This is a genomic window from Hyphomicrobiales bacterium (assembly GCA_016710435.1).
Classification (GTDB): Bacteria; Pseudomonadota; Alphaproteobacteria; order Rhizobiales; family Aestuariivirgaceae; genus Aestuariivirga.
This window is the reverse complement of sequence record JADJVV010000001.1, coordinates 241,074-261,319: the sequence shown is the minus strand read 5'-3', so window position 1 is coordinate 261,319 and position 20,246 is coordinate 241,074. Positions and strand designations below refer to the sequence as shown.

Sequence of the window (20,246 nt, the reverse complement as noted above, 5' to 3'; positions counted from 1 at the left end):
CGCCCTGCACCCGCGCCATGGCGGTCTCAGGCATGTCCTCTGCCAGGGACCGCCGCCCGCTGACACGGGTGGGAGCAGGCCGCCGGTACCGTGCCTACTTCTTCTTCCCGTTGCCCGGCCGCAATGTCTTTCCGAGGATGTGTTCGTCGCGGCCGATCACGTGAGCAGTCGTGCCGACGAGCAGGGGATCGGGGCCGGCCACGATCTTCTTGTTCTTCTCGGGGTAGGGCAGCGACGACAGGAAATACTGCATGCAGGCGATGCGGGCGCGCTTCTTGTCGTCTGACTTGATGATGGTCCACGGCGCATCGGCGGTATCGGTGTAGAAGAACATCGCCTCTTTCGCCTCGGTGTAATCGTCCCACTTGTCGAGCGAGGCCTTGTCGATGGGCGACAGCTTCCACTGTTTCAAGGGATCATTCTCACGCGACTTGAAACGGCGATGCTGTTCATCGCGCGTGACCGAGAACCAGAACTTGAAGAGATGCACGCCGGAGCGGACCAGCATGCGTTCAAGGTCGGGACACTGGCGCATGAACTCCAGGTATTCGTTGGGCGTGCAGAAGTTCATGACGCGCTCCACACCGCCCCGGTTGTACCAGGAGCGGTCGAAGAACACGATCTCGCCGCCTGACGGCAGGTTGGCGATGTAGCGCTGGAAATACCATTGGGTGCGCTCGCGTTCGGTGGGCTTTTCAAGGGCCACCACGCGGGCGCCGCGCGGATTGAGATGCTCCATGAAGCGCTTGATGGTGCCGCCCTTGCCCGCGGCGTCACGGCCCTCGAACAGGATCACGATGCGTTCGTTGTTCTCCTTCACCCAGCTCTGCACCTTGAGCAGTTCCACCTGCAGTTCCTCCATCTCCTTTTCATAGGTCTTGTTGGAGATTCGGTTCTGGTAGGGGTAGGCGCCTGTTTCGAAGGCATGGCGAATGGCTTCCGGGTCATGGCGAAGCTGGCTGGGCGAGAGGCGCGGCAGCCGGTCCATGCCTGGCGGCGGCGCGGCGGGGGCGGCCTCTTCGGTTTTGATCTCGGCGGCTTGCGGTGCTTCTGGCGCGTTCATCGTGACGTCGTTCATGGAATCCCTCCTCGCAGTTACGACGGGGAAGGCTCCCCGAACGAAACTCGAAGTGTATGACTGAAACGCCGTGCAACCTTGATTCATGTCAAAGTTCCTCCACGGGCCGGTGCCAGAATGTCAGCATGGTTACACATTCTTCTTCCGCGCCCGGACCGGCTGATGCGGCCTCCACGCTGCCCTCGCTGTTCCAGTCTGGCGCGCTGGCGACGCTTGAGGACAGTGCCCGCGCGCTCATTCTCAAGCAGATGATCCCCCTTCACTTGCATGCGGGCGAGCGGGCCTTCCGTCCGGGCCATGCGTGCAGCAACTACATCGTGGTGAAACGCGGCTCGGTGAAGGTTTCGGTGCTCACCGAAACCGGACGGGAAATCGTGCTCTACCGGGTGCAGGATGGCGAGACATGCATTCTGACGACGGCAGGTCTGCTCTCCGGTGAACACTACGATGCGGAAGGCGTCGCGGAAACGGAGACCGATGCCGTCATCCTCCCCAAGCCCGTGTTCGAGGACCTGCTGGCGACGTCACCGGGCTTCCGGCGGTTCGTCTTTTCTTCGTATGGAGAGCGTGTGCAGGCGCTGATCGGGCTGGTGCAGGAAGTGGCGGTGCGCCACGTGGACCGGCGGCTGGCGCGGCATTTGCTGCGGATGGCGCGGAACGGTGTCGTCGAGGCCACCCATCAGGTGATGGCACAGGACCTCAATTCCGCCCGGGAGGTCGTGACCCGCCTTCTCCATGATTTTGCCGACAAGGGCTGGGTGGAAATCGGGCGCGGCCGCGTTGTCCTGAAGGACGAGGCAGCACTTGAACATTTTGCCGATGTTTGGTGACGAAGTCACTGACAGCGGCGGAACTGCACGCTAAGGTTTGGCACAGCGCATAAGGTTTGCGCAGTTGGAGATTGACGCAGAATGAAAAAGAACGTGGGAAAGATTGATCGCGCGCTCCGCGTGCTGTTTGGCCTGGCGCTGCTGGCCTTCGCCTTCTTCTCGGGGCACCCCTATGCCTGGATCGGTTACATCGGCATCGTGCCGCTTCTGACGGCCGCCATGGGCGTGTGCCCGGTCTACAGCATCTTCGGTCTCTCATCCTGCCCGATCAAGACAGGCTCCCGCGCCATGCGCTGAGGTTTGGACAGATCATTCGTGGACGCCGGGATAGCTGTTTCCCGGCGTTTTCTTTTGCTCATCAAGCCGGTTCCGTTTGGCGGGCCGCCGCGTTAGACTCGCCACTGGCAATGGGAGAAGAGACATGTCGATCTGGAGCAAACTGTTTGGGGGCGGGCGCAGCGAGGCTCCTGCGGTGGCGAAGACAGCCGAGTACAATGGCTATGCCATTTCCGCCGAGCCCTTCAAGGAGGGCGGCCAGTGGCAGCTCGCGGGCCGCATCAGCAAGGACGGCAAGGAGCACCACTTCATCCGCGCCGACAAGTTCAGCGACCGGGATGATTGCGCCGACATCGCCCTTGCCAAGGGCCGGCTGATCGTGGACCAGCTGGGCGACAGGATGTTCAAATGAAACGCCACGGGCAGCTTGCCTCCCGCGCCGTGCTGGCGGCGCGCATCTGGGCCAATGGCCTGTGGGCGCTGGGCATCGTTGCCGTTTCACTCGTGGTTGGCATGGCGGGCTATATGGCGCTGGGACCCATGGGACCGGCGCAGGGCTTCGCCAACGCGGCCATGATCCTTTCGGGCATGGGTCCGCTGGACAAGCTCGACTCCACCGCCGGATACGTCTTCGAAGGCATCTACGCGCTGGTCTGCGGCCTGCTGTTCTTCGCCGTCGCCGGACTCGTGCTCGCGCCCATGCTGCACCGGCTCCTCCATCGCTTTCATCTGGAGGATACGGCAGGCGAAGAGGACGCGCCGCGCCGGCGCTGAGCGCTTACGGGTTGACGCAGAAAGGTTGCGTCACCGTGCAGCGCGCCGGACCGACGATCTGGTTGCCGTTGGCGTCAATGGCGACAGCCCCGCCCACGCATTCGCTCGACCGCTGGTCGAGCACCAGCTTGCGGCGATACTGGTGTTTGAGGGCGCGCACCTTGCGGTCCACCATGCGGGTCGCCTTCGGATTTGCAAGCATGGGATTCTGTGATTGCGCGGTTTCCTGGATCACGCCGCAAAAGGCGACTGCCTGCGGAGCCCAAAGCAGGCTTGCCGACGTCATTGCAGCCAAGATGATTGCAGGGGTGCGAAGTTTCATTGCCATCCTCCATCGCGCCCCCGCGATGAAGATTGGCACAGCTCAACGCGCCTGTCTTGCGTCGTCTTTGTTGCCGATGACGTAGTTGAAGCTCACCGAAATGCGTTCGCCCTCGGCGCGGTTCAGCGGAACCTCGTGACGCAGCCAGCTTTCCCACATGAACATCGTGCCCGGCACGGGGCGGAAGCTGACATGGGACTGGAAATCCTGCGGGGCATTCTTCTTGCGCGGCGGCACCGCCATCATGCGGGCAAGGCGTGGATCTTCGTAGACGATGGGACCTGCGCCTTGTGGCACCTTCACGTAGTAGGTGCCGCTGATGACGCTGTTGGGATGGATGTGCCCGGTATGGCTGCCGCCCTCCGGCAGCACGTTCACCCAGAGCGAGTCGCACACTGGGCGGCCGCCCTTGATGTCCCAGTGCAGGTGCCGGGCGAAGGCCAGTGCGTGGCGGTCGAGGATGCGTTCCAGCTTGGCGAAGACGCGCATGCGCCGGGAGAGATCGTTCAACGACCCATAGGACGTGTATCCGGCATAGCCGTGCTTCTCGCACCATTTGATCCCGGCCATGTCGTCGCGGCTGAGCGACAGGGCAGCCACTTCCAGTTCGGCCGTCAGGGTGCCGGGGCCGGCCTTGTCGGCGCGGTAGATGTGGGTGGGGAAGAGGGATGTGATGGTACTCATGGTGGCAGCGCATAGCGCGACTTTGACACGCCTGCCAAGCGGGCTATCGTCGCGGACGGGGCAAACCGGAGACTTTCATGAAGCGACTTCTCATCGCCGGCCTCTGCCTGATGCCCATGGCGGCCCACGCCCAGGAGGCAGGCACGGACGGGGGCGTTGCCTTTGCCGCCGCCATCGCACCCGAACAGGCCTTCGAGGTGTGCCTCAAGGCCGATGCCATCACCGCCGCACAATGCGCGATGCAGAAATGCAAGGACGCATCCGGCGGCAGCGACGAATGCATCATCACTTCGGCCTGTGGACGCGGCTGGTCCGGCTCCATGGGGGTCACGACCGGCGAGGTTCACTGGACGGAAACCGTGTGCGGCGCGCCCAACGAGGCTGCCGTCCTCGCCGCACTCACGGCCTTCTGCAAGGGGCAAGCCAAATATGCCACCGAATGCTTCCTCGCTTCCGTGTGGGATGAGAAGGGAAAAGGAAAAGACCATCGAAAAATCCCTGAACCCGAAGAAGCTGAAGTGAGGCTTGAAGGCTGCGGCGGTTTCTGATTAGTGCGGCGGCACAAGGAGAATCCGATGTCCGCCGCCCAGACCCGCAAGCTCATCACCCGCTACTACGACGCCTTCAACGCCCAGGACGTGGACGGCATGCTCGCCTGCCTCGGCGCGGGGTTCGTGCATGATGTGAGCCAGGGCGAAGCGCGCAAGGGCAAGGACAAGTTCGCGGCCTTCCTCGCCCACATGAATGCCTCCTACAAGGAAACGCTCTCCGACATCGTCATCATGACGAACAGCGATGGCAGCCGTGCCGCCGCCGAGTTCAAGCTGAAGGGCAAGTATCTCAAGACCGATCCCGGCCTGCCCAAGGCCAAGGGCCAGAGCTACAAGCTGCGTGTCGGCACGTTCTTTGAACTGAAAAACGGCAAGATCAGCCGTGTCACCACCCACTACAATCTCAAGGACTGGACCCGGCAGGTGCTGGGGACGTGAGACTCGTTGCGCATGCTTCGACGCTCGCGTGCCGCGAGCACCTCGGCATGGGGGATGATCAATTTGTCCTCACTCTGAGTTGCCCGCGCAGCGGACGTCGAAGGGCAAGCGAGCGGCACCCATGCTGACCTACGCCTCCCTCACCGGACCTGACGTCGCCTCTGTCATCGAGGATGTGGCGCGGTTGCGCATTCGCGTGTTCCGCGATTTCCCCTATCTCTATGACGGCACGCTTGCCTATGAGCGCGACTACCTCGCGCGCTTTGCCGCCAGTGCGGGCGCGGTCGTGGTGGTGGCGCGCGACGGTGCGGATATTGTGGGTGCCGCCACGGGTTGCCCGCTGGCGGCGGAGCATGAAGCGTTCCAGGCGCCATTCCTTGCCCGCGGGCTGGATGTGGCCAGCATCTTCTATTGTGCCGAGTCCGTGTTGCTGCCGGACTATCGCGGGCAGGGGGCAGGGCACCGCTTCTTTGACCTGCGGGAACAACAGGCCCGTGCGCTGGGTGCCAGCCACGCCGCCTTCTGCGCCGTCGCGCGCCCTGAGGATCATCCGGCGCGGCCTCCCAAATATGCCCCGCTCGACCCGTTCTGGCGCAAGCGCGGCTATGCGCCCGTGCCGGGGCTCGTCACGGAATTTTCATGGCGTGATCTGGACCAGCCCCATGATACGTTGAAGCCCATGCAATTCTGGATGAGAGACCTGTGAGCCGCACCGTCACCATTGCCGCCGCGCAATATCCGCTGGATGAAATCGCCTCGCTGGCGCAGTGGCGCGCCAAGGTCTCGCGCTGGTGCGAGGAGGCCGTGGAGCAGGGCGCGCAGATCCTCGTCTTCCCGGAATACGCCGCCATGGAACTCTCGGCCATCGGCGGGCGCGGACTCGATCTGCAGGGCAGCATTGAGGCCGTATCGGATTTCACCGGCGAGATTTCCGCCCTCACCTGCGACCTGGCGCGCACGCATGGCGTGATGATCGTCGCCGGCAGCGGTCCCTGCGTCAGCAATGGCACGCGAAACAATATCGCCCAGCTTGCCGGACCCACCGGCAAGCCCGCCAGCTTCACCAAGATCATGCCGACGCCGTGGGAGCGCGACCCGTGGCGCATCAGCGGTGGCCGTGACCTTTCGGTATATGACATCGGCATCGCCAAGGTGGGCCTGCTCATCTGTTACGACATCGAATTCCCGCTCCTCTCGCGGGCGCTGGCGGAAGCGGGGGCGGAGATCATCCTCGCGCCCTCCAACACCGAAACCGAATGGGGCTACTGGCGGGTGCGCACCGGGGCTGCGGCGCGGGCCCTCGAAAACCAGGTCTACACCGTGCATTCACCCTGCGTGGGGCCCGCACCCTTCTGCACGGCGGTTGAAAACAATGTGGGCATGGCCGGTATTTTCGCGCCGCCCGACAGGGGCTTCCCGGCCAATGGCGCCATGGCGCTGGGCGAGATGAACGCGCCGCAATGGGTGACGGCGACGCTCGACCTCGACCTGCTGGCGCAGGCGCGGGCGAACGGCGGCGTGCGCACCTATGCCCATTGGCCGGAACAGCCGGGCGCTGCCGCGCTGCCAAAAGCCCGGTTGATTGATCTCCGCTGATCTGGTGAGGAACAAGACATGACATTCCCCAAGCACCTTCTCGATGGCTATCAATCGTTCCGCGGCGGCCGCTACGCCGATGAAAAGGAACGCTACGCGCGTCTTGGCACGGGCGTGCAGAAACCCACTGTCATGATCATCGCCTGCTGCGATTCCCGCGCCGCGCCGGAAACGATCTTCGATGCGGGCCCCGGCGAGATTTTCGTCCTGCGCAATGTCGCAAACCTCGTGCCTCCCTACGCGCCGGATGGCCGCCACCACGCCACAAGTGCGGCCATCGAGTTCGCCGTCATCGCGCTCGGCGTGAAGCATGTGGTGGTGATGGGCCACGGCCGCTGCGGCGGCATCCGCGCCGTGGTCGAAGGCGGCGATCCGCTGTCGGCGGGAGATTTCATCGGCAAGTGGATGTCGGGCGTGAAGGACGTGGCGGAAACCGTGCGCCATGACCACGACCACAAGGACGTGCAGACGGCGGTGGAACATGCCTCGGTCGAACATTCCCTCGCCAACCTCCGCACCTTCCCGTGGCTCCGCCTGCGCGAAAACAAGAACGACCTCACCGTGCACGGCGCCTGGTTCGACATCTCGCTGGGTGAACTGCATGTGTATGACGAGATGGCGCGGAGCTGGGCGCTGATGTGAGCTGGCGCAGCGTGGATCTCACTCCGGCAACATCACCTCAACTCCCGGAAACGCCGCGGCCAGGGCTATTCTCGCGGCGAAGCAGGCCTGCAAGTCCCAGCCGTTGACGATGCCCAGGCGGAAGCCGCCCGGTGGCATGGGGTGGGCTTTGCCGTCCTTGGCTTCGTGATAGGTGACCTGCAGGCTGGAGACGTGCGGCATGGCTCGGATGCGGGCCTGCACCTCGGCCGGCGGGTGCGGTGGCACCGCGCCGTGACGGGCGAAGAGTGGCACCGAGTAGCCTTCGCGCGTGTGGGGCTGCTGCAAATCCCACACGCCCTTTCCGTATAACTCCACCACGGCATCAAACCAGGCGCGGCCATAGAGGTCGCACCACTGGTCGGCGAAGCGGATCTGCGCCTCGATGATTTTGCCGCCGATGGTTTCGATGTTGATCATGCCGGTGTAGCCGGGGAGTTCGCGCGCCACCCACTGCGTGAGGAAGCGGGTGAGGGGGCCGTCGTCCTCCGCGCGGATGATCCAGTGCTTGAACATGCCTTCGGTCCAGGCAATGCCCTCGGCATGGCGGATCCAGGCGACGGCGCCTTTCACCACCGCGGCGTCGGTGGAGATGTGGGGGCCGGTGAACAGGTCCATCCACATCATGTCTGGCGTCATGTGGCGGCGGAAGTCCGCTTCGCTTTGGAGCACGCAACTGCCCAACCCCATGCCCTTCAGGTTCACGCGGGGCTTGGCGAAGACGGGAAAATGTCCTGGCACATCGGTGGCCGTGCCGCTCTCCACGCCCTGGCTCCGCGCCACGTGGAGCTTGTCGTAGATGTAGCGATAGTCGGGAAACCACTCCCAGCAATCAATGTCGTCAATGGGAACGTGCACGTCCGCGGGGCAGGGCACGGCGTCGAAATATTGAACGCGCCAGGGGTCTCGGACGTGGAAGGGCATGGCCTGAAACTATCAGGCCATCGCATTTGTTCCAGTCGCGTTTACTTGATCGACCACACGATGCTGACATCGATTGTCAGGGCCTGCTCACCCTGGGCCACCGGAACGGGGGCGGCATCGGCGGCCATGGCTGATTTCATCATGGGCATGGGCGGGCGGTATCCGCCGCCTTCGCTGAGCGACACGATATCGCCGAGGGTGAAGCCACCGGCGGTGGCATAGATTTCGGCTTTGTGACGCGCGTCCGCCACGGCGTTCTGGCGCGCGGTATCCAGCATCGCGTCGGGCTTGGAGACCGAGAAGGCAATACCGTAGACCTGGTTGGAGCCGGCCGTCACGGCCTTGTCGAGCAGGTCGCCCAGTGCGGCGATCTTGCGCACGGTCACGGTCACGGTGTTGGAGACGTCGTAGCCCGTCACCTTCGGCTGCTGCGTGCCGCCCTGGCCATAGTCATAGCGCGGCGAGATGTTGAAGTTGGACGTGGCGATGTCGCGGTCCTCGATGCCCTGCTGCTTCAGCAGCGCCATCACATCGGTCATCGCCTTGGTGTTGGCGGTCAGCGCCTCCTGTGCCGTCAGCGCGTTGGACATCACACCGAGGGTGATCGTCGCCATGTCGGGAACGGCGCGCACTTCGCCCGTGCCGGTGATGGAAATCGTGCGGTTCAATTTGGCCTCGTCAGCAAGGGCGGGAGTGAAGAGCAGGGTGGCGGCGGTCAAAGCGGCAAACAGGCGGGTCAGCATCGAAGTTCGTTCTCCTTGGCGGAAGCAGATAGGAATAAATTGCGGCAGCAAAAGGGCGGACCGGATCAGCGGAACGGCGGCTCGTCGAAACTGCGCAGCTTGCGCGAATGCAGTCCGGCGCGGTCGACACGCAGGCGGTCCACCGCCGCCAAACCGATCAGCAGGTGTTCACCCACGGCGCGGTCGTAGAAGGCATTGGCCGCACCGGGCAATTTGATTTCACCATGCAGCGGCTTGTCGGACACGCAGAGAAGCGTGCCGTAGGGCACGCGCAGGCGGTAGCCTTGGGCCGCGATGGTTCCGGATTCCATGTCGACGGCGATGGCGCGCGAGAGGTTGATGCGCTTCCGCTCCGGCGTCCAGCGCAGTTCCCAGTTGCGGTCATCGTTGGTGACGACGGTGCCGGTGCGCAGCCGCGATTTCAGGGCCTCCCCCTGTTCGCCCGTCACGTCTGCGGCAGCGGCCTGCAGCGCCACCTGGATCTCGGCGAGTGCGGGAATGGGAATGTCCGGCGGCACCAGTGAATCGAGGATGTGATCCTGGCGGAGGTAGGCGTGGGCGAGAACGTAGTCGCCGATCCGTTGCGACTGGCGAAGCCCGCCACAGTGGCCGATCATCAGCCAGCAATGGGGCCTGAGCACCGCAAGATGATCCGTGATCGTCTTTGCATTCGAAGGCCCGACACCGATGTTCACCAGCGTGATGCCATCATGCCCATCCTTGCGGGTGAGGTGATAGCCCGGCATCTGGAAGCGGTGCCAGGGGCTGCCGTCGATCACCTTCAGCGCATCCGGTTCACGCATGTCGCGGGCAATGACGCCGCCGCCGGGAAGATAGAGCGCTTCGTAGGGCCCGTCCTCGCGCAGGCGCGCCAGACTCCACTGCACGAACTGGTCCACATAGCGGTGATAGTTGGTGAGCAGGATCCACGGCTGGACGTGGGACCAGTGCGTGCCGGTGTAGTGCTGCAGCCGCTTCAGCGAATAGTCTATGCGTACGGCATCGAACAGCGCCAGCGGCAGCGGATCGCCGCGCTCCTGGGCAAAGGTGCCATCGGCAATCTCGTCACCCACGAGGGAAAGCTGCGGAACAGGGAAATGCAGCGCCAGTTCCGCGGCCGAGACACCGCCCGCGCCGAGGTCGTCGCCCTTGTCGAGCACGTAAGGATAGGGGATCTCCTGCGTCGAAGGCCGCACCCGCAGCCTGGCGCCGTAGTCCCGCACCAGATAACGGAGTTGTTGCAGCAGATAGGGCGCGAAGTGCGTGGGCTGCGTCACGGTCGTGGCATAAACGCCGGGTCCGGTGAACTTGGCAAAGGCGCGCGAGATGTTCGGTTGCAGGCCCTGCGACTCATAGGTGACGAGGAGTTCGGGGTAGCAGAAGGCCGCGCGCTCTTCCGCCGTGGGCACGGTGCGCGTCTTGAAATAGTGGTCCAGCGCATCCTTCAGGCCTGTCGTTGCTTCGGCGTGGAGCGCGATGAGGGCGTCGACGGCGGCCTCGGGAGTCAAATCCTGATATATCATCAGCGGCCTATAGCACGGCTTGTTGCGGGTTCAAAAACGGGCGGCACCGGCCCTTCCGCGCCAGCCGGACTGGCCTTCTCCCTGCAAATCGGTTAGTGAGCGGCGTCCCAACTGTCCGGGGCAGGTGGGGCCTGTAGCTCAATGGTTAGAGCTGACGGCTCATAACCGTCTGGTTGCAGGTTCGAGTCCTGCCGGGCCCACCACATTCCCCCGAACCCATCACAGATCCGGAAACAGCATGTCCTGTTTGGGCGTGTCGTCGGTTTCGAGGACCTGGTCGCAGGGGCAGGCCATGGTCCAGAACACGCCTTCGGGGCGGTAGTCGAGTGTCACGTCAGCGGCGAATGACGTCTGGATCATGCGTTCGGTGACGGCGGTGCCGAAACCGCGGCGGCGCGGATGCACGACGCGCGGTCCGCCGCTTTCCGTCCAGCTCATGCGGAAGGTGCAGGGCACATCGGGCTTGCCGGTGTCTTCCATTTCCCAGCGCACGTGAATCTCGCCCTCCGGGGTGGCGAGGGAGCCATACTTGCTGGCGTTGGTGGAAAGCTCGTGCAGGGCCATGCCCAGTGGCTGGGCGGCGGAGGCGTTGATTTTGAGATCGGGGCCTTCGAGGAAAATGCGCTTGCCGATGAGGTCTTCGAAGTGCGCGAGTTGCAAGCCGATGAGCTGGTGCAATTTCACGCCGGTCCACGCATTGTTGATCAGCACGTCATAGCCTGCGGCGAGCGCATGGATGCGCGCCTGGAAGCGCTGCAGGAAATCGTCCGGTGCATCGGCAACGGTGTTGCGCGCGACGGCCAGGACCACGGCGAGCAGGTTCTTCTTGCGGTGGCTCGATTCCCGCATGAGCATGCGCAGGCGCTGCTCGTGGGTCTTGCGGAAGGTGATGTCGAGAAAGATGCCGGACAATCCTGTCGGTTTCTCGCCCTGCTGCTGAATGATGCGGCCCACGGTCAGGAGCCAGCGGTCGCCTACCTCGGGGTGGCGCACGCGGTATTCGCTTTCCCAGGTGTCCGATGTTGCGGGGCTGTTCAGGCGTTCGAGCTGGGCCCGCACCCGCTGCTGGTCGTCCGGGTGAATGGCATGGATCCAGGTGTCGATGGTGACGGGATCACCGGGCTTGATGGCGTGGGCGTCCTGGAAGCGGGTGTCCCACACCGGCACCTGCGTATCCAGATCGAGCGACCATGTGCCGGAGCCGGCCGCGTCGAGGGCGAGTTGCAGGCGCTGTTCGCTCTCCCGCATGCGCATGGTGCGCTGCTCGACATTGCGTTCCAGGTTGCGGTTCGCTTCCTGCAGGCTGGCCAGTGTCTCCGCATATTGCTGCGCCAATGCCGCCACGAGCAGCGATACAAGGGCGGAGATGCCGAGGAAGGATTGCACGAAGACGATGCGGAGTTTCACCGTGTCTGGATCGGCGAAGAGTCCCAGACGGTGCGAACTGATGTAGCTCGCGGCGATGGAAAGGACGGTGATCGCCACCGTCACGCCGGCAAAGCGCGTGCGCACCGCCAGCCACACGAGCAGCGGCAAGGCGGCATAGGCAAAGTGCTGGAAGGTGTAGGCGGCGGTGAAGAGCACCACTACAACACCGGCGATCAGCAGGACCGGTTCGACGATACGCACCGCATCAATGTCGTGACGTGTCTTCCAGAGTTGCGCGGTCACCAGCATGAGCGGCGCAATTGCCAGAATGCCGGTGCTGTCGCCGAGCCAGACAAGCCCGAAGGTTTCCACGAAGGAATGCTTCATGGCGAGGAAGGCATCCACACTGGCGATCACGGTGGCGGACACAACGGGGGCGACGCCGGCGCTGATGATGAGCGACAAGCTGGTCTGGAAGGATTCGATCCTGCGCGGCCGTTCCGAGAGTTTGCGGAACAGCAATGCACCGAGCAGCACTTCCCCCACGTTTCCGAGCGCATAGATCATGGTGTAGTGGGCGGGATTGTGGAACCAGAATGCGTTGGCCGAGAACTCTCCCGCGACGCCGACCATGAGCCACCAGGGCCAGCTTGCGCTGCGGGTGAGGAGCAGGGTGCCCATCATCAACCCCGCGGGCGGCCAGAAGGTGATGTCGATGCCGGGAATGATGGCGAGACCCTGGCCCACCCACGCCGCGTAGAGATAGGACAGGTACAGCAGCACAAGGCGCTGCAGACCGGGGAAGGCGGCGCGCGCCTCGGCCCAGCGCTGAGACAGGTTGCGCTGCGATGCAGATGGGGAGTCTGTGGAGCCGGAGGAACTCAGCTTCGCCTCGCGAGGTATGTTGAGTTCGCCGGATGATATTGAAATCCTTGGGCGCGGCAATGAAAATACTTTTGCTTTCGGGCGCAAAAACCGCGCAAGACGTGGAACCCGGGCGCCCCACCGGGCGTTTTGCGCCGCTTTCGGGCGCGGAGAATTTTGCAGCGCAAAACCTGTTTTGACCGCGTGGACAGCATTTTGGGGGAGTGCAATAGTCCAGGCAGGGCGCATCGCCTGCCAGGGAGAAACGCAATGTCCAACCAATTCATCTCGCTCAATCGCCGGCTGCTCTTGAAGGCCGGTGCAACCTTGCCGCTGGCAGGGTTGCTGCCGCAAGCCGCACGCGCCGACGGACCGATCAAGATGGCGTCGGTCTACACGGTGCCCGTGGAGCAGCAGTGGGTGAGCCGCATTCACAAGGCCGCGAACACGGCGAAAGACCGGGGCGATATTGAGTACGTGTTCTCGGAAAAGGTGGCGAACACGGACTACGAGCGCGTCATGCGCGAATATTGCGAGGCGGGCCATCAGTTGATCGTCGGCGAGGCTTTTGCGGTGGAAGATGCCGCGCGCGCGGTGGCGAAGGATTATCCGGACCGCGCCTTCCTCATCGGCTCGTCCTTCAAACCTGATGCCGCGGCCAATCCCAACTTTGCGGTCTTCGACAACTACATCCAGGACGCGTCCTATCTGTCCGGGATTGTTGCCGGTGCCATGACCAAGTCCGGCAAGATCGGCATGGTGGGCGGCTATCCCATTCCGGAGGTGAACCGGTTGATGAACGCCTTCATGGCGGGTGTGAAGGAGACGCGGAAGGATGCGACATTCCTCGTCGCTTTCATCGGCTCGTGGTTCGATCCGCCCAAGGCCAAGGAAACGGCGCTGGCGCAGATCGATGCGGGCGCGGACCTGCTCTATGCCGAACGCTTTGGTGTTTCCGATGCGGCGAAGGAGAAGGGCGTGCTTGCGGTAGGCAACGTCATCGACACGCAGGCCGACTACCCCGACACGGTCGTTGCTTCGGCGCTGTGGCACTTCGAACCGACGCTTGATGCGGCCATCGCCGCCATCAAGGGTGGCAGCTTCAAGGCCGACGACTATGGCCAGTATTCCTTCATGAAGGCCGGCGGCTGTTCGCTGGCGCCGCTCGGCACATTCGATGCCAAGGTGCCGGACGATGTGAAAAAGCTTGTGGCGGAGAAGGAAGCGGCCATCAAGGACGGCAGCTTCACCGTCGCAATCAACGACAACGAACCGAAGTCGTCGTAACGCCTGCACTGGCACCTCCTCCGCGACGGGGGAGGTGTCGCCCTGATGTCCGCGCCCGTTCTTTCCATATCCCGCGTCAGCAAACGTTTTGGCCCGCTCCTCGCCAACGACGCGATTTCGCTTGAGGTGGGGCCGGGTGAAATCCTGGGGCTACTCGGCGAGAATGGCGCGGGGAAGACCACGCTCATGAACATCCTGTTCGGTCACTACGTGGCGGACGAGGGTGAGATACGCGTGAACGGCAAGGTGTTGCCGCCGGGAGAGCCTCGCGCGGCACTGGAGGCCGGCATCGGCATGGTGCACCAGCACTTCACGCTCGCTGACAATCTCACGGTGCTGGACAACATCATCCTGGGGACGGAGCCGCTGTGGCGCTGGCGGTCGGATCATGGCGCGGCGCGGGCGCGCATCAGGCAACTCAGTGAAGACTTTGGTCTCGCCGTTCATCCCGATGCCGTGGTGTCCACGCTCTCCGTCGGTGAGCGGCAGCGCGTCGAGATCCTGAAGGCACTTTACCGGCAGGCGCGCATTCTCATTCTCGATGAACCGACGGCGGTTCTCGCCCCGCAGGAGGCAACGGCACTCTTCGCCACGCTGAAACGTTTCGTGGCGCGCGGCCTCTCGATCATTTTCATCTCGCACAAGCTGGGCGAGATCATGGATGCCTGCCACGGCGTTGCCATCCTGCGCAGCGGAAAGCTGGTGGCGCAAAAGGACATTGCAGATGTGACGCGCGCCGAACTGGCCGAGTTGATGGTGGGGCGGCTTGTTCCGCAGCCGAAAGCGCTGGCGCGGGAGCCGGGTGCTCCGCTGCTCGATCTCGCGCATGTGAGTGCACGGCGGGGCGCGGCGTCTCTCCGGGATGTGATGTTGCGGGTGCGTGCCGGTGAAATTGTCGGCATCGCGGGCGTTTCGGGAAATGGGCAGAGCCTGTTGGCCGATGTGGTGGGTGGCCTGCTGCCCCCGGAGACCGGGACCGTTGAGGTGAACGGCGTGCCGCTGTCTGCGATTTCGCCCCGCCTGATGGTGGAGCGTGGCGTGGCCCGCATTCCGGAGGACCGCCACGCGGAAGGGCTCATCGGTGACATGAGCATCACGGAGAATGTGGTGTCGGAGGCGTATCGCAGCCGCTTCTCGTCGCATGGTCTCATCGACTGGGCAGCGGCGGACGCGTTTGCGCGCACGGTCATTGACAACTACGGCGTCAAGTGTCCGGGGCCCCAGGCGCGGGTGCGGCTTCTCTCGGGCGGCAACATGCAGAAGCTGATTCTCGGACGGGTGATGAACGCCAATCCATGCGTGGTGCTGGCCAATCAGCCGACACGCGGGCTGGATGTCGGCGCGGTGGCTTACGTGCATGAGCAACTGCTGAAGGCGCGGAGCAATGGCGCCGGTGTGTTGCTGATTTCCGAGGACCTGGACGAGTTGCTGGCGCTGGCTGACCAGATTGCCGTCATCTACCAGGGGCAGGTTTCACCTCTCATGGCGCGACCCATGGTCGACATTGGCAGGCTCGGACTGATGATGGCGGGGCAGGGGTTCATTCATGTGGAGCAAGACCATGCGGCTTGAACCGCTGGAGAAGCGCTCCACCTCGCGCATGATCGCCCTGCCGGTGCTGGCGCTCATTTTCGCGATGGGGGTTTGCGCCGTGCTGGTGATGCTGTCGGGAGCCTCGCCTTTCCAGGTGTTCGGGCTGATGGTGAAAGGTGCCCTGGGTTCGCGCTTTGCGGCACTCGAAACATTGACACGCGCCACGCCTCTCATTTTCACGGGTCTCGCTGCGGCAGTGGCCTTCCGCGCCAAGCTCTGGAACATCGGCGCGGAGGCGCAACTCTATATCGGCGCCGTGATGACGGTGGTGATGGGAACGGGGCTGCTGCCTCTGCCCTGGCCGATCCTGTGGCCGGTGCTGATGATCTCCGCCATGCTGGGCGGTGCGCTGGTTTTGTCCGTTCCGACGTTCCTGAAAACGCGGTTTGGCGTCGATGAAGTGGTGACGACCTTGCTCCTCAATTTTGTGGCGCTGCTGTTTGTCAGCATGCTGCTGGAAGGCGTGCTGAAGGATCCCATGGGACTGGGGTGGCCGCAGTCGAAGAAGGTGGTGGCGGATGCAGTGTTGCCGCGGCTTGTGGCGGGCAAGCGGCTGCATCTTGGTTTTGTGATCGCCATCCTTGCGGCCGTGCTGGTGTGGATCATCGACCGGCGCTCGGCATTGGGGTACGAGATGCGCGCCGTCGGCCACAACGCGAAAGCGGCGCATTTCGCAGGCATTCCCGTGAACACCGTTCTCGCCAAGACGGCGCTGCTCTCTGGCGGACTGGCGGGGCTTGCTGGCTGGTCGGAGGTGACCGGCCTCAAGGGCAATCTCACGCTCGATCTGTCGCCGGGCTTTGGGTACACGGGCATTGTTGTCGCCATGCTGGCGATGCTGCATCCCCTCGGCGTGATTGCTGCTGCGATCTTCGTCGCCGCCGTGTTTGTCGGCGCCGACGCCATGAGCCGCACGGCGGGCGTGCCCAGCTACATCGCTCAAGTGATGGTGGCGATTTCACTCCTCTCCATGGTGTCGGCGATCATGCTGACGCGTTATCGCGTGCGGTGGAGGTGAGTGATGGAAGCGCTGGACATCCTGTTTACCGCATCCCTGTGGGCCGCCGTCATTCGCATCGCCTCGCCACTCATCTTCGGGACGCTGGGTGAATTGATCTGCGAGCGGGCGGGTGTGCTCAATCTTGGCATCGAGGGCATCATGACAGCGGGCGCGTTCGCCGGCTGGCTTACGGTCTATCTTGGCGGCGGGTTGTGGATGGGTGTTGCCGTGGCGGCCCTTGCCGGTGCCATGTTCGGCTTGCTGCATGGAACGCTGGTGGTGCCGCTCGGCCTGTCGCAGCATGTCACCGGCATCGGCGTCACGCTGTTGTCGACGTCGCTCTGCTACTATGCCTACCGCCTGGTTTTTCCGGAGGTCACGTCGCCACCGAAGATCGAGCCGTTCCAGCCGCTCAGCGTTCCGCTGCTCAGTGACATTCCGTTGCTGGGGCCAGCGCTGTTCCAACAAACGCCGCTCACCTATCTGGCCTTTGCGATGGTCGTAGCCGTGTCGTGGTTTCTCTATCGCACGCCTGCAGGCCTCGCGGTGCTAACGGTTGGCGAAAATCCCGCTGCCGCAGAGGCACAAGGAATGAACGTCACCGCAATCCGCATGCTGGCCGTGATGGCGGGAAGTGCGCTCATGGGAGTAGGCGGCAGTTTCATCACGCTGTCGGCCTTCAATTCCTTCTTCTTTGAAATGATGAACGGCCGGGGCTGGATCTGCATTGCGCTTGTCGTGTTCTCGGCCTGGCATCCCGGCAAGGCGCTGCTGGGGGCCTTGCTGTTCGGATTGTTCGATGCCTATCAGTTGCGCCTGCAGCAACTGGCGAGCGCGGCGGTGCCCTATCAGGTGTTCCTGATGATGCCATATGTGCTGTCGATCATCGCCCTCATTGTCATGTCACGGCGCGTTGCCTATCCTCGCGCCCTGATGGTGCCCTATCGCAAGGGTGAACGGTAACGGAGCGAAAGATGCTGACCGAAAGCGACAAGAAATTCCTGCGTGTGGCCTATGAAGAAGCGAAGGCCGGCTATGACGAGGGCGGATGCCCCATCGGCTCCGTGCTGGCGCGGGATGGCAAGCTGGTCTCGCAGGGGCGGAACCAGCGCGTGCAGGGTGGAGACCCCATTGCCCATGGCGAGATGGATGCGCTGCGCAAGGCCGGGCGGCAGAAGACCTACAAGGACACCACGCTCTACACCTCGCTCAGCCCGTGCATGATGTGCACCGGCACGATCATCCAGTTCGGTATTCCCCGCGTGGTCGTGGGTGAGAACCAGAACTTCGGCGGCAACGAGGAATTCCTCCGCTCCAAGGGCGTTGAAGTGATCGTGGTGAACGATGCGGACTGCATCGACCTGATGTCGCGCTTCATCCGCGAGAAGCCGCAGCTGTGGAACGAGGATATCGCGGAGGATTAGGCGCGGGCCGCGGCCGAAGGGGCCTTTGCTGGCGCGCTTGCCTCGATCTTCCGCACTGTTGCAAGGACGGTGGCGGGGCGCTCCGGGCGGGCGATGCCGAAACCCTGGATCTGATCCGATTTCAGCGTGCGCAGTACGTCGATCTCGCCCGTTTCTTCCGCACCTTCGGCCACCACTTCCATGCCCAGCGAATGCGCCATGACGATGATGGAGCGCAAGATTTCACGGCGGCGTGGAGAGGTGTGGGCACCGCTGACGAACGAGCGGTCGATCTTCAGCTTGTCGAAGGGAAGTTGCGAGAGGTAGCTGAGAGACGAGTAGCCCGTGCCGAAATCGTCGAGTGCCAGCGTCACGCCGAGGGCGTGCATGTCGTCGAGAATGACACGGACGGAATTGAGCGAGCGCCCGAGGAACAGGCTTTCGGTCAGTTCGACGCAAAGCAGATTGGGCGCCAGGCCCGTGTGTTCCAGGCACTGGCCGACCTTGCGCACAAAGCCGGATTGCAGCATCTGCGCAGGTGACACGTTGACGGCGATGGGGCGGGGCCTTTCGCCGGCATCGATCCAGGCCTTGGCCTGGCGGCAGCTTTCCTCCATCACCCAGTCGCCGATGGCACCAATCATGCCGCTCTTCTCGGCGATCGGCACGAAGAGTCCGGGCGAGACGTAGCCGAGTTGCGGATGCTTCCAGCGCAACAGGGCCTCAAAGCCCACGATGCTGCGCGACGCCACGTGGTATTGCGGCTGGTAGTGCACCTCGAATTCCTGATTGCCGATGGCGGAGCGGAGCGCCTGGCTCAATTCCGTCTCGCGCTTGACGACATCATCCATGTCGGGCGTGAAGAACATGGCGCGTCCCGGGCCCAGCTTCTTTGCGGCATTTCCGGCGAGATCGACGTGGCGCAGCGCGTCGCTGACGTTGCGGCTGTCGCGCGGCATGATGGTGGCGCCTGCCGACAGGCTGAGGTGCAATTCATAGTCGAGGATCATGACGGGCTGGTAAAAGGCCGATTGCACGCGGGCAATCGTGGCCTCGGTCTGGGTGCCTGTGCCGTTGTCGGGAATGATCGCCGCAAATTCGTCGCCGCCCACGCGGGCGACCATGGTGGCGCTGCCTGCATTGTCCTTGATGATGGCGGCGACGTTCATGAGAATGGCGTCGCCGATGGAATGGCCGAGTGCGTCATTGAAGGTGTGGAAGGCGCTGATGTTGAAGAGTGCCACGCCCAGTGAATCATAACCACCGGTCAGGCCATCGAGGCTGTCCTGCAAGGTGCGCTGGAAGTTCGTACGGTTGGGAAGTCCCGTGAGCGGATCGTAGTAAGCAAGTTTCTGCAGGGATTGGTCGCGAAAGCGGATATCCGAGATGAGGCTGTTGAAGGCATCCACCATGAGGCCCGTCTCGTCGTCATTTTCGGCCTTCAGGTTGGTGTCATACTCGCGGTTTTCCTTGATCTGCAACATCGAAGACGTGAGGTTTCGGATGGGACCGGTGATGCGGCGCTGGAGCGGGATCGAGAGGAGCACACCCACGGCGGCGGCAATGATCGAAGCGGCTGTGACGACCAGCATAGTCTTGAGGAAGCGGTTGCGCAGATCGGAAATGTCGGCGACGATGACGAGCGACCCAACGGGCTGCCCGGATTTGATGACGCTGACGGAAACCGGAATCGTTGCGGTCTGCATCATCTCCCAGAAGCCGGGATCGGCGGAGACTGCGGTGTTGCGCAGCACGGCGCGCTGGCCCAGCGTTGCAACCAGGTTTGCGTTGGAATCGTAGACGGACGCCGAGATGACGCCAGGCACGCGGTCCACGGAGCGCAACACGGACTGAATGGTGTGTACTTCGCGCGCTTCCAGATGATCGGCGACGGCGGAGGCGAAAACATAGGCCGTGCCTTCGATGGCCGCCCGTTTCATGGATGTGTTTTGCATGGCCTGGTAGGCAGCCAACAGACCCGCCACGCAGAGAACGGTTGCCACCACAGCGGTGGAAACAAGCACGCCGATGCGGCGGCCGACGCCCATCTTCACGGATTTCAATTGCACGTCGCGTCCCTCATCACGGCTGTGAAGGTGCGCGTGTGGCCCTTACCAGCCGATAAAGAGGCACTGCACACTTGCAAGATTGGTAAATGACGCGTGGCGATCATCCGTGTGGTCCACGTGCAGATTTCGTTAACCATGCAGGGGTGATGGAAAGGCATCGGTTTTACCGAGCATTAGCTTCGAATTGTCGAACGCTTTGCGTGCGTCAGGCCATTCCACTATCGGTATGGGTGAAAGGTTCTTCTCCTTGAGCAAGTTTTGCA

22 protein-coding genes and 1 tRNA gene are annotated in these 20,246 nt (G+C 63.3%); 15 read left to right on the top strand and 8 right to left on the bottom strand.

Going from position 1 to position 20,246, the window contains the following annotated elements; translation table 11 throughout:
* Positions 1-94: 94 nt before the first annotated feature.
* Entirely contained in the window at positions 95-1,078 is a 984-nt protein-coding gene (gene ppk2, locus IPM06_01270; GenBank protein MBK8769042.1) for a polyphosphate kinase 2, read from the bottom strand.
* A gap of 125 nt (positions 1,079-1,203) precedes the next feature.
* On the opposite strand from ppk2, the gene IPM06_01265 reads away from it, so the two are divergent.
* The 4 genes from IPM06_01265 to IPM06_01250 all read left to right on the top strand — a co-directional run bounded on the left by IPM06_01265 (position 1,204) and on the right by IPM06_01250 (position 2,958).
* Positions 1,204-1,908, top strand: coding sequence for a Crp/Fnr family transcriptional regulator (locus IPM06_01265; GenBank protein MBK8769041.1), 705 nt, complete (start codon positions 1,204-1,206; stop codon positions 1,906-1,908).
* A gap of 81 nt (positions 1,909-1,989) precedes the next feature.
* Entirely contained in the window at positions 1,990-2,205 is a 216-nt protein-coding gene (locus IPM06_01260) for a DUF2892 domain-containing protein (protein ID MBK8769040.1), read from the top strand.
* A 124-nt stretch (positions 2,206-2,329) separates the two neighbouring features.
* Positions 2,330-2,596: a hypothetical protein gene (locus IPM06_01255; protein MBK8769039.1), complete on the top strand. Its 267-nt coding sequence runs from the start codon at positions 2,330-2,332 to the stop codon at positions 2,594-2,596.
* Complete coding sequence (locus IPM06_01250; GenBank protein ID MBK8769038.1) at positions 2,593-2,958, top strand: hypothetical protein; 366 nt, start codon at positions 2,593-2,595, stop codon at positions 2,956-2,958. Before IPM06_01255 ends, IPM06_01250 begins: the two co-directional genes overlap by 4 nt.
* A 4-nt stretch (positions 2,959-2,962) precedes the next feature.
* On the opposite strand, the gene IPM06_01245 is transcribed toward IPM06_01250, so the two are convergent.
* Entirely contained in the window at positions 2,963-3,280 is a 318-nt protein-coding gene (locus tag IPM06_01245) for a hypothetical protein (protein ID MBK8769037.1), read from the bottom strand.
* Positions 3,281-3,322: 42 nt separating this feature from the next.
* Complete coding sequence (locus IPM06_01240) at positions 3,323-3,964, bottom strand: hypothetical protein (GenBank protein ID MBK8769036.1); 642 nt, start codon at positions 3,962-3,964, stop codon at positions 3,323-3,325.
* Between the two features lie 77 nt (positions 3,965-4,041).
* Between IPM06_01240 and IPM06_01235 the strand changes: the two genes are divergently transcribed.
* From IPM06_01235 to IPM06_01215, 5 genes are all read left to right on the top strand, one after another.
* Positions 4,042-4,512, top strand: coding sequence for a hypothetical protein (locus tag IPM06_01235; protein ID MBK8769035.1), 471 nt, complete (start codon positions 4,042-4,044; stop codon positions 4,510-4,512).
* A gap of 27 nt (positions 4,513-4,539) precedes the next feature.
* Positions 4,540-4,953 (top strand): nuclear transport factor 2 family protein, encoded by a 414-nt coding sequence (locus IPM06_01230; GenBank protein MBK8769034.1) that lies wholly within the window; start codon positions 4,540-4,542, stop codon positions 4,951-4,953.
* 121 nt (positions 4,954-5,074) lie between these two features.
* Positions 5,075-5,659 (top strand): GNAT family N-acetyltransferase, encoded by a 585-nt coding sequence (locus IPM06_01225; protein MBK8769033.1) that lies wholly within the window; start codon positions 5,075-5,077, stop codon positions 5,657-5,659.
* Positions 5,656-6,549 (top strand): carbon-nitrogen hydrolase family protein, encoded by an 894-nt coding sequence (locus IPM06_01220; protein ID MBK8769032.1) that lies wholly within the window; start codon positions 5,656-5,658, stop codon positions 6,547-6,549. Before IPM06_01225 ends, IPM06_01220 begins: the two co-directional genes overlap by 4 nt.
* A gap of 18 nt (positions 6,550-6,567) precedes the next feature.
* Entirely contained in the window at positions 6,568-7,191 is a 624-nt protein-coding gene (locus IPM06_01215) for a carbonic anhydrase (GenBank protein MBK8769031.1), read from the top strand.
* Positions 7,192-7,209: 18 nt separating this feature from the next.
* Here IPM06_01215 and IPM06_01210 read toward each other — a convergent pair whose 3' ends face one another.
* The 3 genes from IPM06_01210 to IPM06_01200 all read right to left on the bottom strand — a co-directional run bounded on the left by IPM06_01210 (position 7,210) and on the right by IPM06_01200 (position 10,399).
* A complete protein-coding gene (locus tag IPM06_01210) occupies positions 7,210-8,133 on the bottom strand; it encodes a hypothetical protein (protein ID MBK8769030.1) in 924 nt (307 codons plus the stop codon).
* A gap of 41 nt (positions 8,134-8,174) precedes the next feature.
* A complete protein-coding gene (locus tag IPM06_01205) occupies positions 8,175-8,876 on the bottom strand; it encodes an SIMPL domain-containing protein (GenBank protein ID MBK8769029.1) in 702 nt (233 codons plus the stop codon).
* Between the two features lie 65 nt (positions 8,877-8,941).
* The gene (locus IPM06_01200) at positions 8,942-10,399 is read right to left on the bottom strand and encodes an AMP nucleosidase (protein ID MBK8769028.1); all 1,458 of its coding nucleotides are present in this window, start codon (positions 10,397-10,399) and stop codon (positions 8,942-8,944) included.
* A gap of 127 nt (positions 10,400-10,526) precedes the next feature.
* Between IPM06_01200 and IPM06_01195 the strand changes: the two genes are divergently transcribed.
* Positions 10,527-10,602 (top strand) — tRNA-Ile (locus tag IPM06_01195).
* Between the two features lie 16 nt (positions 10,603-10,618).
* Here IPM06_01195 and IPM06_01190 read toward each other — a convergent pair.
* On the bottom strand, positions 10,619-12,712 hold the full coding sequence (locus tag IPM06_01190) for an MASE1 domain-containing protein (protein MBK8769027.1): 2,094 nt from the start codon (positions 12,710-12,712) through the stop codon (positions 10,619-10,621).
* A 189-nt stretch (positions 12,713-12,901) separates the two neighbouring features.
* Between IPM06_01190 and IPM06_01185 the strand changes: the two genes are divergently transcribed.
* Genes IPM06_01185 through IPM06_01165 form a run of 5 tightly spaced genes read left to right on the top strand, consistent with a single transcriptional unit; the run spans position 12,902 to position 17,935 of the window.
* On the top strand, positions 12,902-13,918 hold the full coding sequence (locus IPM06_01185) for a BMP family protein (GenBank protein MBK8769026.1): 1,017 nt from the start codon (positions 12,902-12,904) through the stop codon (positions 13,916-13,918).
* Between the two features lie 45 nt (positions 13,919-13,963).
* The gene (locus tag IPM06_01180; GenBank protein ID MBK8769025.1) at positions 13,964-15,490 is read left to right on the top strand and encodes an ABC transporter ATP-binding protein; all 1,527 of its coding nucleotides are present in this window, start codon (positions 13,964-13,966) and stop codon (positions 15,488-15,490) included.
* Positions 15,480-16,529 (top strand): ABC transporter permease, encoded by a 1,050-nt coding sequence (locus IPM06_01175; GenBank protein ID MBK8769024.1) that lies wholly within the window; start codon positions 15,480-15,482, stop codon positions 16,527-16,529. Before IPM06_01180 ends, IPM06_01175 begins: the two co-directional genes overlap by 11 nt.
* A gap of 3 nt (positions 16,530-16,532) precedes the next feature.
* Entirely contained in the window at positions 16,533-17,474 is a 942-nt protein-coding gene (locus IPM06_01170; GenBank protein ID MBK8769023.1) for an ABC transporter permease, read from the top strand.
* An 11-nt stretch (positions 17,475-17,485) separates the two neighbouring features.
* A complete protein-coding gene (locus IPM06_01165; GenBank protein ID MBK8769022.1) occupies positions 17,486-17,935 on the top strand; it encodes a nucleoside deaminase in 450 nt (149 codons plus the stop codon).
* On the opposite strand, the gene IPM06_01160 is transcribed toward IPM06_01165, so the two are convergent.
* Positions 17,932-19,983 carry an EAL domain-containing protein gene (locus IPM06_01160; protein MBK8769021.1) on the bottom strand — a complete coding sequence of 684 codons (2,052 nt, stop codon included), beginning with the start codon at positions 19,981-19,983 and terminating at the stop codon, positions 17,932-17,934. The genes IPM06_01165 and IPM06_01160 overlap by 4 nt on opposite strands.
* Positions 19,984-20,246: the final 263 nt, after the last annotated feature.

Bases quoted from the DNA above. Each gene is read 5' to 3' on its own strand.
- ppk2 (MBK8769042.1), bottom strand. From the start codon at position 1,078: ATGAACGACGTCACGATGAACGCGCCAGAAGCACCGCAAGCCGCCGAG.
- IPM06_01265 (MBK8769041.1), top strand. From the start codon at position 1,204: ATGGTTACACATTCTTCTTCCGCGCCCGGACCGGCTGATGCGGCCTCC.
- IPM06_01260 (MBK8769040.1), top strand. From the start codon at position 1,990: ATGAAAAAGAACGTGGGAAAGATTGATCGCGCGCTCCGCGTGCTGTTT.
- IPM06_01255 (MBK8769039.1), top strand. From the start codon at position 2,330: ATGTCGATCTGGAGCAAACTGTTTGGGGGCGGGCGCAGCGAGGCTCCT.
- IPM06_01250 (MBK8769038.1), top strand. From the start codon at position 2,593: ATGAAACGCCACGGGCAGCTTGCCTCCCGCGCCGTGCTGGCGGCGCGC.
- IPM06_01245 (MBK8769037.1), bottom strand. From the start codon at position 3,280: ATGAAACTTCGCACCCCTGCAATCATCTTGGCTGCAATGACGTCGGCA.
- IPM06_01240 (MBK8769036.1), bottom strand. From the start codon at position 3,964: ATGAGTACCATCACATCCCTCTTCCCCACCCACATCTACCGCGCCGAC.
- IPM06_01235 (MBK8769035.1), top strand. From the start codon at position 4,042: ATGAAGCGACTTCTCATCGCCGGCCTCTGCCTGATGCCCATGGCGGCC.
- IPM06_01230 (MBK8769034.1), top strand. From the start codon at position 4,540: ATGTCCGCCGCCCAGACCCGCAAGCTCATCACCCGCTACTACGACGCC.
- IPM06_01225 (MBK8769033.1), top strand. From the start codon at position 5,075: ATGCTGACCTACGCCTCCCTCACCGGACCTGACGTCGCCTCTGTCATC.
- IPM06_01215 (MBK8769031.1), top strand. From the start codon at position 6,568: ATGACATTCCCCAAGCACCTTCTCGATGGCTATCAATCGTTCCGCGGC.
- IPM06_01210 (MBK8769030.1), bottom strand. From the start codon at position 8,133: ATGCCCTTCCACGTCCGAGACCCCTGGCGCGTTCAATATTTCGACGCC.
- IPM06_01205 (MBK8769029.1), bottom strand. From the start codon at position 8,876: ATGCTGACCCGCCTGTTTGCCGCTTTGACCGCCGCCACCCTGCTCTTC.
- IPM06_01200 (MBK8769028.1), bottom strand. From the start codon at position 10,399: ATGATATATCAGGATTTGACTCCCGAGGCCGCCGTCGACGCCCTCATC.
- IPM06_01185 (MBK8769026.1), top strand. From the start codon at position 12,902: ATGTCCAACCAATTCATCTCGCTCAATCGCCGGCTGCTCTTGAAGGCC.
- IPM06_01180 (MBK8769025.1), top strand. From the start codon at position 13,964: ATGTCCGCGCCCGTTCTTTCCATATCCCGCGTCAGCAAACGTTTTGGC.
- IPM06_01175 (MBK8769024.1), top strand. From the start codon at position 15,480: ATGCGGCTTGAACCGCTGGAGAAGCGCTCCACCTCGCGCATGATCGCC.
- IPM06_01170 (MBK8769023.1), top strand. From the start codon at position 16,533: ATGGAAGCGCTGGACATCCTGTTTACCGCATCCCTGTGGGCCGCCGTC.
- IPM06_01165 (MBK8769022.1), top strand. From the start codon at position 17,486: ATGCTGACCGAAAGCGACAAGAAATTCCTGCGTGTGGCCTATGAAGAA.